The 13,576-nt window shown below is 61.6% G+C and carries 10 protein-coding genes; 7 read left to right on the forward strand and 3 right to left on the reverse strand.

The window, feature by feature from the left end:
• Positions 1–7: 7 nt before the first annotated feature.
• The 3 genes from mupP to PSEBG33_RS18530 all read right to left on the reverse strand — a co-directional run bounded on the left by mupP (position 8) and on the right by PSEBG33_RS18530 (position 2,778).
• The gene (gene mupP / locus PSEBG33_RS18540; RefSeq protein WP_005786289.1) at positions 8–679 is read right to left on the reverse strand and encodes an N-acetylmuramic acid 6-phosphate phosphatase MupP; all 672 of its coding nucleotides are present in this window, start codon (positions 677–679) and stop codon (positions 8–10) included.
• Positions 680–683: 4 nt separating this feature from the next.
• Positions 684–1,382 (reverse strand): bifunctional 2-polyprenyl-6-hydroxyphenol methylase/3-demethylubiquinol 3-O-methyltransferase UbiG, encoded by a 699-nt coding sequence (gene ubiG / locus PSEBG33_RS18535; RefSeq protein ID WP_003172645.1) that lies wholly within the window; start codon positions 1,380–1,382, stop codon positions 684–686.
• Positions 1,383–1,446: 64 nt separating this feature from the next.
• Entirely contained in the window at positions 1,447–2,778 is a 1,332-nt protein-coding gene (locus tag PSEBG33_RS18530; RefSeq protein WP_005786291.1) for a TRZ/ATZ family hydrolase, read from the reverse strand.
• Between the two features lie 109 nt (positions 2,779–2,887).
• On the opposite strand from PSEBG33_RS18530, the gene mtnA reads away from it, so the two are divergent.
• From mtnA to cmk, 7 genes are all read left to right on the forward strand, one after another.
• Entirely contained in the window at positions 2,888–3,958 is a 1,071-nt protein-coding gene (mtnA, locus tag PSEBG33_RS18525) for an S-methyl-5-thioribose-1-phosphate isomerase (RefSeq protein ID WP_005786292.1), read from the forward strand.
• A 424-nt stretch (positions 3,959–4,382) separates the two neighbouring features.
• Positions 4,383–7,037, forward strand: coding sequence for a DNA gyrase subunit A (gene gyrA, locus PSEBG33_RS18520; RefSeq protein ID WP_005786294.1), 2,655 nt, complete (start codon positions 4,383–4,385; stop codon positions 7,035–7,037).
• 245 nt (positions 7,038–7,282) lie between these two features.
• Positions 7,283–8,368, forward strand: a complete 1,086-nt coding sequence (gene serC / locus PSEBG33_RS18515; RefSeq protein ID WP_005786296.1) for a 3-phosphoserine/phosphohydroxythreonine transaminase — start codon at positions 7,283–7,285, stop codon at positions 8,366–8,368.
• On the forward strand, positions 8,368–9,462 hold the full coding sequence (gene pheA / locus PSEBG33_RS18510) for a prephenate dehydratase (RefSeq protein ID WP_003172650.1): 1,095 nt from the start codon (positions 8,368–8,370) through the stop codon (positions 9,460–9,462). The genes serC and pheA overlap by 1 nt, the downstream gene beginning before the upstream one ends.
• Positions 9,463–9,471: 9 nt before the next feature.
• Entirely contained in the window at positions 9,472–10,584 is a 1,113-nt protein-coding gene (gene hisC, locus PSEBG33_RS18505) for a histidinol-phosphate transaminase (protein WP_005786298.1), read from the forward strand.
• Positions 10,585–10,612: 28 nt separating this feature from the next.
• On the forward strand, positions 10,613–12,823 hold the full coding sequence (locus PSEBG33_RS18500) for a bifunctional prephenate dehydrogenase/3-phosphoshikimate 1-carboxyvinyltransferase (protein WP_005786300.1): 2,211 nt from the start codon (positions 10,613–10,615) through the stop codon (positions 12,821–12,823).
• Complete coding sequence (gene cmk, locus PSEBG33_RS18495; protein ID WP_005786302.1) at positions 12,820–13,509, forward strand: (d)CMP kinase; 690 nt, start codon at positions 12,820–12,822, stop codon at positions 13,507–13,509. Before PSEBG33_RS18500 ends, cmk begins: the two co-directional genes overlap by 4 nt.
• Positions 13,510–13,576 lie beyond the last annotated feature (67 nt).

Genomic DNA, 13,576 nt, shown 5'->3' on the forward strand with positions numbered 1-13,576 from the left:
CGAACAATCAGCAACTGCACAGCGCGTTATCCAGCACCTTGCGCAATTCCAGCGGGTGATCCACCACCACGTCAGCGCCCCAGTGACGCGGGTTGTCGTCCGGGTGGATATAGCCGTAGGTGACCGCCGCCGTGCGCGTACCGGCATCGCGGCCGGATTCGATATCACGCAGGTCATCGCCCACGAACAATACGCTCGCCGGGTCGAGGTCGAGCAGCTTGCACGCCAGAATCATCGGCTCCGGGTCCGGCTTGCTGTTCTTCACGTGGTCCGGGCAGATCAGCACGGCCGAGCGCTCGGCCAGGCCCAGCCGCTGCATGATCGGTTCGGCAAAGCGCACGGGCTTGTTGGTGACCACACCCCAGATCAGCTTGGCCTTCTCGATGTCTTCCAACAACTCGGCCATGCCGTCGAACAGTTTGCTGTGCACCGCGCAGTCCTTGAGGTAGCGCTCCAGGAATTCCTGGCGCAGCTCTTCAAAGCCGGGTGATTCAGGGTCCATTGAAAAGGTCACGGCAACCATCGCCCGCGCACCGCCGGAGATCTCATCGCGGATGTGCTGCGGGTTGATCGGATCCAGGCCGCGGTCGGCGCGCATGGCCTGGCAGATGGCGATAAAGTCCGGCGCGGTATCCAGCAGGGTACCGTCCATGTCGAAGAGAACCGCTCGCAACTTCACAGGCTTACTCCTCGCGCAGGGTCTGGATCATGTAGTTGACGTCAACATCGCTGGCCAGCTTGTAGTGCTTGGTCAGCGGGTTGTAGGTCAGGCCGATGATGTCCTTGACGGTCAGCCCGGCCTGACGGCTCCACGCACCCAGCTCGGAGGGGCGGATGAATTTCTTGAAGTCATGGGTGCCACGCGGCAGCAGCTTCATGATGTATTCGGCGCCAATGATCGCGAACAGGTAAGCCTTGGGGTTGCGGTTGATGGTGGAGAAGAACACCTGGCCGCCGGGCTTGACCATACGGAAGCACGCACGGATCACAGAGGATGGGTCCGGCACGTGTTCGAGCATTTCCAGGCAGGTCACCACGTCAAACTGCTCGGGCATTTCCTCGGCCAGGGCTTCGGCAGTGATCTGGCGGTATTCCACGCTCACGCCGGATTCAAGCTGGTGCAACTGCGCCACGGCCAATGGCGCTTCGCCCATGTCGATGCCCATCACGGTCGCGCCGCGTTGAGCCATGGCTTCGCTGAGGATGCCGCCGCCGCAACCCACGTCCAGCACCTTCTTGCCGGCCAGGTTGACGCGCTCGTCAATCCAGTTGACCCGCAGTGGATTGATGTCGTGCAGGGGTTTGAACTCGCTCTCGCGGTCCCACCAGCGGTGGGCGAGGGCTTCGAATTTGGCGATTTCGGCGTGGTCGACGTTGCTCATGATGAATCCTCTAAATCTGAAAAATCGGTGAGTGGGTGCCGAGCGCATGGGCTCAGCACCTTCGTTATTCGCTGTGCCCGCTGATGCGTTGGCCCCAGGCAATGGCCGTGGCGGTCAACTGTTGTTCATCCATGCGGGTCAATTGCCGGTCGTCGAGCAATGGCTTGCCGGCGACCCAAAGGTGTTTCACGCAATCGCGTCCGGTGGCATATATAAGCTGTGAGACCGGATCGTAGATCGGTTGTTGCGCCAGCCCCGACAGATCGAAGGCGACTATATCTGCGGCCTTGCCGACTTCCAGCGAGCCAATCTCGCTTTCCAGGCCCATGGCCCGTGCACCGTTGAGCGTCGCCATGCGCAGGGCACGGTGGGCGTCCAGAGCGGTGGCCGAGCCGGCGACGGCCTTGGCCAGCATCGCGGCGGTACGGGTTTCGCCCAGCAGGTCCAGGTCATTGTTGCTGGCGGCGCCGTCGGTGCCGATGGCCACATTGACCCCAGCCTGCCACAGGCGCTCAACCGGGCAAAAGCCGCTGGCCAGTTTCAGGTTCGATTCCGGGCAATGGATGACGCTGGTGTTGCTTTCTACCAGCAAAGCCAGGTCTTCTTCGCTGATTTGGGTCATGTGAACGGCCTGGAAGCGCGGCCCGAGCAAGCCGAGGCGACCCAGGCGCGCCAATGGCCGCTCGCCGGTCTGCTCCACGGCTTGTTGTACTTCAAAGGCGGTTTCATGCACATGCATATGGATCGCGGCGTCCAGCTCTTCGGCGATCACCCGGATCTTTTCCAGGTTGGCGTCGCACACGGTGTAGGGCGCGTGAGGGCCGAAGGTGATCTTGATGCGCGGGTGGTGCTTGAGGTCGCCGAACAGCTCGATGCCCTGGCGAAGCGCCTCGTCGGCAATGCTGGCGCCGGGAATCGGGAAGTCGAGGATCGGCATGGCGATCTGCGCGCGCATACCGCTATTGTGCACGCAATCGCTGGCGACCTTGGGGAAGAAGTACATGTCGGAGAAGCAGGTGATGCCGCCCTTGAGCTGTTCGGCGATGGCCAGGTTGGTGCCGTCGCGCACAAAGGCTTCATCGACCCATTTGGCTTCGGCCGGCCAGATGTGTTTTTCCAGCCAGGTCATCAACGGCAGGTCATCGGCCAAGCCACGGAACAGGCTCATTGCCGCATGGCCGTGGGCGTTGATCAAGCCGGGGCTGAGCAACATGCCGGGCAGTTCGCGCACCTCATTGGCCGCCAGCTTCAATGCGGCGGCCCGTGGGCCGATAAAGGCAATGCGCCCATCGCGGATGCCCAGACCATGCTCTTTGAGCACCACGCCGGCAGGTTCGACCGGTACCAGCCAGGTCGGCAAGAGCAACACGTCGAGCGGGGCGGCAGTGGAGGTCATCGCAGGCTTCTTCCCAGGCAGCTATAAAAGAAGGGCGAAGTATACCCGAGCGTCCTGGCTGGCGGATCGCTATAATCCGCGGCTTTTGTTCATGAGTGCGGGGTAAGGGATGCGCGACCGACTGTTGGCTGCAGAGAAAGTGAAGGCCATCGATTGGCGTGACGGCGCGCTGTACCTGCTCGATCAGCGCGTGTTGCCGTCCCGGGAGAGCTGGGTGGCCTGTCATACCGTCGCGGCGGTGGCCGAGGCCATTCGTTCGATGGTGGTGCGGGGCGCAGCGGCCATCGGCATCAGCGCCGCCTATGGCCTGGTGCTGGCCGCCCGTGAGCGCATTGCCGAGGGTGGCGACTGGCAGGCAGCGTGGGAAGAAGACTACGCGCTGCTGGCCGATAGCCGCCCGACCGGGTCGAATCTGTTCTGGGCACTCAAGAATATGCGCGACTGCCTGGACCGCCTCAAGCAGCACGCCGACCCGGTTGCCGTGCTGGAAGCCCAGGCCATTGTGATCCATGAAAGCGACCGGGAGGCCAATGTGGTCATGGCCCAGTTGGGTATGGAGCGGATTCGCAAGCACCAGGGCAACGCCCAGGCGATCCTCACCCATGGCAACGCCGGAGCATTGGCCACGGGCGGTGTCGGTACGGCCCACGGCGTGATTCGCGCGGCGTTCCTGGAGGGGCTGGTCGAACAGGTCTATGTCAACGAAACCCGTCCATGGCTGCAAGGCTCGCGCCTGACGGCGTGGGAGTTGGCGGGCGAGGGCATCCCGGTGACGGTGAATGCCGACTCCGCCGGGGCGCATATCCTCAAGACCAAAGGCGTGACCTGGGTGGTGGTCGGTGCTGACTGTATTGCCGCCAATGGTGACGTGATCAGCAAGATCGGCACTTATCAGCTAGCCGTCTGTGCCATGCATCATGGCGTGCGCTTTATGGTGGTGGCGTCGAGTTCGACGCTCGATTTGATGATGGCTACCGGCGATGATGTTGCGCTGGAGACGCGCGATCCCGCTGAGCTGCTGGACGTCATGGGGCAGCGGCTGGAGGTGGATGCGTTTAATCCGGTATTTGATGTGACCCCGGCCGACCTGATTGATGTGATCGTGACCGAGAAAGGCGTGGTCGAGCGGCCGGATACTGCCAAATTGGCCAGGTTGATGTGCCGTAAGCGGCTGCATTGAGGACAGTGGTGTCTGTGAAATAGCAATCGGGGGCAAGCCCCCTCCCACATTTTGACTGTGTTCACAATTCAAGTGTGGGAGGGGGCTTGCCCCCGATTGGGCCCGAAAGTCAATAAAACCCTCGGATCCATCCTCAAAAAACAGCATCACCCCACCTCTGAGCCCCTCTCGTCCCCTTCAAGCCTGTCATCCGTCAAATTACTAGCCTCCATGCGCATCAGGGGGATAGGTGCGTGGCGGCGATTGTGATAACATTCGGCGGTTTCCAGGGCTGCCCCGAGGGGTTGCCCATAACGCGCAGATCCGTGTCATAACTCGTTGATTTGTCGTAAGTCGTTGTCAGGCACTGTGTCGGCAGCGGCGAGCTTCGTTCGTCCCGAATGGATGTGACGAGGTTTCACCCGAAAAAGGAATCAGGCTTCTCATGGGCGAACTGGCCAAAGAAATCCTCCCGGTCAATATCGAAGACGAGCTGAAACAGTCCTACCTCGACTACGCGATGAGCGTAATTGTCGGTCGGGCACTGCCTGATGCGCGCGATGGCTTGAAGCCCGTGCACCGGCGTGTGCTGTTCGCGATGAGCGAGCTGGGTAACGACTGGAACAAGCCGTACAAGAAATCTGCCCGTGTTGTCGGTGACGTGATCGGTAAGTATCACCCTCACGGCGACACTGCGGTGTACGACACCATCGTTCGGATGGCCCAGCCGTTTTCCCTGCGCTACCTGCTGGTAGACGGCCAGGGCAACTTCGGTTCGGTCGACGGCGACAACGCCGCGGCCATGCGATACACCGAAGTGCGCATGACCAAGCTGGCGCATGAGCTGCTGGCCGACCTGCATAAAGAAACCGTGGACTGGGTGCCGAACTACGACGGCACCGAAATGATCCCGGCCGTCATGCCCACCAAGATCCCCAACCTGCTGGTCAACGGCTCCAGCGGTATCGCCGTGGGCATGGCCACCAACATCCCGCCGCACAACCTCGGTGAAGTCATCGATGGTTGCCTGGCCCTTATCGACAACCCCGAGCTGACTGTCGATGAGCTGATGCAGTACATCCCCGGCCCGGACTTCCCGACCGCCGCGATCATCAACGGTCGCGCCGGCATCATCGAAGCCTACCGCACCGGTCGCGGGCGCATTTACATGCGCGCCCGTTCGATGATCGAAGACATCGACAAGGTCGGTGGCCGCCAGCAGATCGTCATCACCGAGCTCCCATACCAACTGAACAAGGCGCGTCTGATCGAGAAGATCGCCGAGCTGGTTAAAGAGAAGAAGCTCGAAGGCATCACCGAACTGCGCGACGAGTCCGACAAAGACGGTATGCGCGTGGTGATCGAGCTGCGTCGTGGCGAAGTGCCTGAGGTGATCCTCAACAACCTCTACGCCCAGACCCAGCTGCAAAGCGTGTTTGGTATCAACGTGGTTGCACTGATCGACGGCCGCCCACGTATCCTGAACCTCAAGGACCTGCTGGAAGCCTTCGTGCGTCACCGTCGCGAAGTGGTCACCCGCCGTACCGTGTTCGAACTGCGCAAGGCCCGCGAGCGTGGGCACATCCTGGAAGGCCAGGCCGTTGCGCTGTCGAACATCGATCCGGTCATCGCCTTGATCAAAGCCTCGCCAACCCCGTCGGAAGCCAAGGAAGCGTTGATCAGCACGCCTTGGGAATCCAGCGCTGTGGTGGCCATGGTTGAGCGCGCAGGCGCCGATTCGTGCCGTCCGGAAACCCTGGACCCGCAATACGGCCTGCGCGAAGGCAAGTACTTCCTGTCGCCGGAGCAGGCCCAGGCCATCCTGGAACTGCGCCTGCACCGCCTGACCGGCCTTGAGCACGAGAAGCTGCTGGCCGAGTACCAGGAAATCCTCAACCAGATCGGCGAGTTGATCCGCATCCTCAGCAGCGCTGTGCGCCTGATGGAAGTGATCCGCGAAGAACTGGAAGTGATTCGCGCCGAATATGGCGACGTGCGCCGCACCGAAATCCTCGATGCGCGCCTGGACCTGACCCTGGGTGACATGATCCCGGAAGAAGAGCGCGTCGTGACCATCTCCCACGGTGGCTATGCCAAGACCCAGCCGTTGGCTGCGTACCAGGCTCAGCGCCGTGGCGGTAAAGGCAAATCGGCTACCGGCGTCAAGGATGAGGACTACATCGCTCACCTGCTGGTCGCCAACAGCCACACCACGCTGCTGCTGTTCTCCAGCAAGGGCAAGGTGTACTGGCTCAAAACCTACGAAATCCCGGAAGCTTCCCGTGCTGCCCGTGGTCGCCCATTGGTCAACCTGCTGCCGCTGGACAGTGATGAATACATCACCACCATGCTGCCGGTCGAGGAATACACCGAAGGTCACTTCATCTTCATGGCCACCGCCAAGGGCACCGTGAAGAAGACCCCGCTGGAATCCTTCAGCCGTCAACGCAGCGTGGGCCTGATCGCCCTGGAGCTGGATGAAGGTGACGTACTGATTTCCGCCGCCATTACCGATGGCGAGCGCGAAGTCATGCTGTTCTCCGATGGCGGCAAGGTTACGCGCTTCAAGGAATCCGACGTGCGCGCCATGGGCCGTACCGCCCGCGGTGTACGCGGCATGCGCCTGCCGGAAGGGCAGAAGCTGATTTCGATGCTGATCCCGGAAGAAGGCAGCCAGATCCTCACCGCTTCCGAGCGCGGCTACGGCAAGCGCACTGCCATCAGCGAGTTCCCGGAGTACAAGCGTGGCGGCCAGGGCGTGATCGCCATGGTCAGCAACGACCGCAACGGCCGTCTGGTCGGCGCGGTGCAGGTGCTTGATGGCGAGGAGATCATGCTGATTTCCGACCAGGGCACCCTGGTGCGTACCCGTGTGGCTGAAGTGTCGAGCCTGGGTCGTAACACCCAGGGCGTGACCCTGATCAAGCTGGCCAAGGATGAAAAACTGGTCGGCCTGGAGCGTGTGCAGGAGCCTTCGGAAGTTGAAGGTGAAGAGCTGGAAGGCGAGGAGTTCGACGGCGAGGTGATCGCAGCCGGCGATGACAACGTCGACGAGCCAACCCTCGATGCTGCCGCAGACGAAGAAGAACCGCAGGAATAAGCGGACACACAGGGGGCGGATGAAGATTCGCCCCCTTGTTGTTTGTCCCCTTTGAAAAATACACGTCCTTTGCCTGGACGCGGTCCATGTGGGAGCTGGCTTGCCTGCGATAGCATCACCGCGGTATCACTGGAACTACCGAGGTGCCTGTATCGCAGGCAAGCCAGCTCCCACATGGGTTGGCTTCAGAAAAAGGGTGTTGCCGAACATGATTGCAGCCCCACCAGATCAGAGTGAGATTGGATGTGAGCAAGAGAGCCTATAACTTCTGTGCCGGTCCCGCGGCGCTTCCTGAAGCAGTCCTGCAGCGTGCGCAGGGTGAACTCCTCGACTGGCATGGAAAAGGCCTCTCCGTGATGGAAATGAGCCATCGCAGCGATGAGTTCGTGTCCATCGCCACCAAGGCCGAGCAGGATCTGCGCGACTTGCTGGACATCCCATCCAATTACAAAGTGCTGTTCCTGCAAGGCGGCGCGAGCCAGCAGTTCGCTCAGATCCCACTGAACCTGTTGCCCGAAGAGGGCACTGCCGACTATATCGACACCGGTATCTGGGGGCAGAAAGCCATTGAAGAAGCCTCGCGCTACGGTCACGTCAATGTGGCCGGTACCGCCAAGCCCTACGACTACTTCGCCATTCCAGGTCAGAACGAGTGGAAGCTGACGAAGGACGCGGCCTACGTTCACTACGTCGCGAACGAAACCATCGGTGGCCTGGAATTTGATTGGGTGCCTGAAGTCGGTGACGTTCCGCTGGTGTGCGACATGTCCTCGGACATCCTCTCGCGCCCGATCGACGTGTCCCGGTACGGCATGATCTACGCCGGTGCGCAAAAGAACATCGGCCCGAGCGGCATCCTGGTCAATATCATCCGCGAAGACCTGCTCGGTCGCGCCCGTTCGCTGTGCCCGACCATGCTCAACTACAAGGTCGCGGCCGATAACGGCTCGATGTACAACACCCCGCCGGCGTTTGCCTGGTACCTGTCCGGCCTGGTCTTCGAATGGCTCAAGGAGCAGGGCGGTGTGGCTGCGATGGGCAAGCGCAACGAAGAGAAGAAGCGCACCCTGTACGACTTCATCGACGCCAGCGGCCTGTACAGCAACCCGATCAACCTTACCGACCGCTCGTGGATGAACGTGCCGTTCCGCCTGGCCGATGATCGTCTGGACAAGCCGTTCCTGGCCGGCGCCGACGAGCGTGGCTTGCTGAACCTCAAGGGCCACCGCTCGGTCGGTGGTATGCGCGCCTCCATTTATAACGCTGTCGACATCCACGCCATCAACGCGCTGGTTGCCTACATGGCAGAGTTCGAAAAGGAACACGGCTAATGTCTGAGCAAGAACTCAAAGCCCTGCGCGTACGCATTGACAGCCTGGACGAGAAAGTCCTGGAGCTGATCAGTGAGCGCGCGCGCTGCGCCCAGGAAGTGGCTCGGGTGAAAATGGCGTCCCTGGCGGAAGGCGAAGTGCCGGTGTTCTACCGGCCTGAGCGCGAAGCCCAGGTGCTAAAGCGCGTGATGGAGCGCAACAAGGGGCCGCTGGGCAATGAGGAGATGGCGCGGTTGTTCCGTGAAATCATGTCTTCTTGCCTTGCCCTTGAGCAGCCGCTGAAAGTGGCCTACCTGGGCCCTGAAGGCACTTTCACCCAGGCGGCGGCCATGAAGCACTTCGGCCACGCGGTGATCAGCAAGCCGATGGCGGCCATCGACGAAGTGTTCCGCGAAGTGGCGGCCGGCGCGGTGAATTTTGGCGTGGTGCCGGTGGAAAACTCCACTGAAGGCGCGGTCAACCACACGCTGGACAGCTTCCTCGAGCACGACATGGTGATCTGTGGCGAAGTCGAGTTGCGTATTCACCACCACCTGCTGGTGGGCGAGAACACCAAGACCGACAGCATCAGCCGTATCTACTCTCACGCTCAGTCCCTGGCCCAGTGCCGCAAGTGGCTGGACGCCCATTACCCGAATGTCGAGCGCGTGGCGGTGTCCAGCAACGCCGAAGCGGCCAAGCGGGTCAAGGGTGAGTGGAACTCGGCGGCGATTGCCGGCGATATGGCTGCGGGCCTCTACGGGCTGACACGCTTGGCCGAGAAAATCGAGGACCGCCCGGACAACTCCACGCGCTTCTTGATGATCGGCAGCCAGGAAGTGCCGCCAACCGGCGACGACAAGACTTCGATCATCGTTTCCATGAGCAACAAGCCCGGCGCGTTGCATGAGCTGCTGGTGCCATTCCACGATAACGGGATTGACCTGACGCGCATCGAGACTCGTCCTTCGCGCAGCGGTAAATGGACCTACGTGTTCTTTATCGACTTCATCGGCCACCACCGCGACCCGCTGGTCAAGGGCGTGCTGGAGAAGATCAGTCAGGAAGCCGTGGCACTCAAAGTGCTGGGCTCTTACCCGAAAGCGGTTTTGTGAGGCTTTGACATGAGTGGCAACTTCCTCGCCCTGGCACAGCCGGGCGTGCAACAACTCTCGCCTTACGTTCCAGGCAAGCCTGTGGACGAGCTGGCGCGCGAGTTGAATCTGGACCCGTCCAGGATCGTCAAGCTGGCGAGTAACGAAAACCCGCTGGGTCCGAGCCCCAAAGTATTGGCGGCGATTCGGGAGGAGCTTGCCGAGCTGACCCGTTATCCCGACGGCAATGGCTTTGCCCTCAAGTCCCTGCTGGCAGACAAATGCCGGGTCGAGCTCAATCAGGTGACCCTGGGCAATGGCTCCAACGACATTCTTGAACTGGTCGGGCGTGCCTACCTGGCGCCCGGTTTGAATGCGGTGTTCAGTGAGCATGCATTCGCGGTCTACCCGATCGTGACCCAGGCCGTAGGGGCTGATGCGCGCGTCATTCCTGCCAAGAACTGGGGCCACGACCTGCCGGCGATGCTGGCAGCGATCGATGCGCAAACCCGCGTGGTGTTTATCGCTAACCCGAACAACCCGACCGGCACCTGGTTCGATGCGCAGGCCCTGAACGAGTTCCTGCAGAACGTGCCGGAGCATGTGCTGGTTGTGCTGGACGAAGCCTACATCGAGTACGCCGAAGGCGGCGACCTGCCCGATGGCCTGGATTTCCTCGCGGCCTACCCGAACCTGCTGGTGTCGCGCACCTTCTCCAAGGCTTATGGCCTGGCGTCGTTGCGGGTGGGCTACGGCCTGTCCACAGCGGTAGTGGCCGATGTGCTGAACCGCGTACGCCAACCGTTCAACGTCAACAGCCTGGCCCTGGCGGCTGCGTGTGCGGCGGTGAAGGATGCCCAATACCTGGAAGAAGGGCGCCGCCTTAACGAAAGCGGCATGTTGCAGTTGCAGGACGGCTTTCGCGAGTTGGGCCTGGGCTGGATTCCGTCCAAGGGCAACTTCATCTGCGTCGACCTCGGCCAAGAGGCTGCACCGGTATTTCAGGGCTTGTTGCGCGAAGGCGTGATCGTGCGTCCGGTGGCCAACTACGGTATGCCGAACCACCTGCGTATCACCATTGGTTTGCCGGCCGAGAACAGCCGCTTCCTGGAGGCGTTGGCCAAGGTTCTGGCCCGTGGTTGATGTCACTGCATTGCAACCTGCTGTGCCTATGATCGGTCGCCTGGTGGTGGTCGGCCTGGGATTGATCGGTGGTTCGTTCGCCAAGGGCCTGCGGGACAGCGGGCTGTGTGGCGAAGTAGTCGGCGTGGACCTTGACCCGCAATCGCGCAAGCTGGCGGTGGAGTTGGGTGTCGTGGATCGCTGTGAAGCGGACCTGGCAATCGCTTGCCAGGGTGCGGACGTGATCCAGCTTGCGGTGCCGATCCTGGCCATGGAGAAATTGCTCGCCGTATTGGCTGGCATGGACCTGGGGCAGGCGATCCTCACGGACGTCGGCAGCGCCAAAGGCAATGTGGTGCGCGCGGCACAATTGGCGTTTGGCGCTATGCCGCCGCGCTTTGTGCCGGGCCATCCGATTGCCGGTTCCGAGCAGAGCGGGGTGGAAGCGTCCAATGCGCAGTTGTTCCGTCGGCATAAGGTGATCCTGACGCCACTGGCGCAGACTGATCCGGCGGCGTTGGCCGTGGTGGATCGGCTCTGGCGCGAGCTGGGCGCGGATGTGGAGCATATGCAGGTCGAGCGCCACGATGAAGTGTTGGCCGCGACCAGCCATCTTCCCCATCTGCTGGCATTCGGCTTGGTGGATTCGTTGGCCAAGCGCAACGAAAACCTCGAGATTTTCCGTTACGCCGCCGGTGGTTTTCGCGATTTCACGCGGATTGCCGGCAGTGACCCGGTGATGTGGCATGACATCTTTCTCGCCAATCGCGAAGCGGTGTTGCGCACCCTGGACACGTTCCGCAGTGACCTCGACGCCTTGCGCGATGCGGTGGATGCGGGGGATGGCCATCAGTTACTGGGTGTGTTCACCCGGGCGCGGGTGGCGCGAGAGCATTTCAGCAAGATCCTGGCGCGCCGGGCCTATATGGAAACTGCAGTGAACGCCGATGAGCTGACTTTTATCGCCAATCCGGGTGGCCGCTTGAGCGGATGCATTCGGGTGCCAGGTGACAAGTCGATCTCCCATCGATCGATCATGCTGGGTTCATTGGCTGACGGCGTAACGGAGGTCGAAGGTTTCCTTGAAGGCGAAGATGCCCTGGCGACCTTGCAGGCGTTTCGCGACATGGGCGTGGTGATCGAGGGCCCGCACCATGGGCGAGTGACTATTCATGGGGTTGGCCTGCACGGCTTGAAGGCAGCGCCAGGACCGATCTACCTGGGTAACTCCGGTACATCGATGCGCCTGTTGGCGGGTCTGCTTGCGGCGCAAAGCTTCGATAGCGTCCTGACCGGTGATGCGTCGCTGTCCAGGCGCCCGATGAGTCGCGTGGCCAAGCCGCTGCGGGAAATGGGCGCGGTGATCGAGACCGGTCCTGAAGGGCGTCCGCCGCTGACCATTCGTGGTGGGCAGACGCTCAACGGCCTGACTTACGCGTTGCCGATGGCCAGTGCGCAGGTTAAATCCTGCCTGTTGTTGGCTGGCCTGTATGCACAAGGTAAAACCGCAGTCACCGAGCCTGCGCCGACCCGCGATCATACCGAGCGCATGTTGCGTGGCTTTGGTTATCCGGTGGCGGTGGAGGGCGCGACGGCGTCGGTGGAGTCGGGTCATCGGCTGACGGCTGCCCACATTGAGGTGCCTGGGGATATTTCGTCTGCGGCGTTTTTTCTGGTGGCTGCGTCGATTGCCCAGGGTTCCGAGCTGCTGCTTGAGCATGTCGGCGTCAATCCGACCCGCACCGGCGTGATCGATATCCTGCGGCTGATGGGGGCTGATATCAGTCTTGAGAATCCGCGTGAGGTAGGTGGCGAGCCTGTTGCGGACTTGCGTGTCCGGGCCGCTGTCTTGAAGGGTATCGAGATTCCAGCGGCGTTGGTGCCGTTGGCGATCGATGAGTTTCCCGTATTGTTTGTCGCTGCTGCCTGCGCCGAGGGGCGCACCGTATTACGCGGTGCCGAGGAGCTGCGGCTCAAGGAATCGGACCGTATCCAGGTCATGGCCGACGGTCTGCTGGCCCTGGGTGTGAAGTGCCAACCCACGCCTGATGGGATTATCATTGACGGTGGCCCGATAGGCGGTGGCGAAGTGCATGCCCATGGCGATCACCGCATCGCCATGGCGTTCAGCGTGGCCTCCCTGCTGGCGGCGGCGCCGATTCGTATTCGTGACTGCGCCAATGTTGCTACGTCTTTTCCGAACTTTCTTACACTGGGTGCCCACGTCGGCATTCGTGTTGCCCAAGAGGCTCAATTGTGAATATCAAAGCACCGGTGATTACCATCGACGGGCCAAGCGGCTCGGGCAAAGGCACCATCGCCGGCATCCTGGCCAAGCGCCTGGGCTGGTGCCTGCTCGATTCCGGCGCGCTGTACCGCCTGTTGGCATTCGCGGCGCGCAACCATGGCGTCGACCTGACCAACGAAGAGTTGTTGACGAAAATTGCCGCCCATCTGGACGTGCAGTTCATCGCGGCGACCGACGGTCAACTGCAGCGCATCATTCTGGAAGGCGACGAAGTCAGTGATGTGATTCGTACCGAGAGCATCGGTGCCGGCGCCTCCCAAGTGGCTGCTTTGCCAGCGGTTCGTGAGGCTTTGCTGCAGCGCCAGCGTGCGTTCCAGGAGCCGCCGGGCCTGGTAGCCGACGGCCGCGACATGGGCACGGTGGTGTTTCCCGAGGCGCCGTTGAAGATATTCCTCACGGCCAGTGCCGAGGAACGAGCGCGCCGCCGCTACTTGCAGTTGAAGGGCAAAGTCGATGGTGTTAGTCTGTCGAGTCTGCTAGATGAGATCCGTGCACGCGATGAGCGTGATACCCAGCGTGCGGTAGCCCCGCTCAAGCCGGCGGCTGACGCCATACAGCTGGATTCCACGGAGTTGTCCATCGAACAGGTGCTGGAACGCATCATGAGTGAAATCGCCATTCGCGATATCGCCGGATGATCAAGAAGGCCGCAGGGGACCAGTCATAGTCCTGCGGTGGCTTCTTTTAACTGAAACTGACCCACAC

Source organism: Pseudomonas synxantha BG33R (assembly GCF_000263715.2).
Classification (GTDB): domain Bacteria; phylum Pseudomonadota; class Gammaproteobacteria; order Pseudomonadales; family Pseudomonadaceae; genus Aquipseudomonas; species Aquipseudomonas synxantha_A.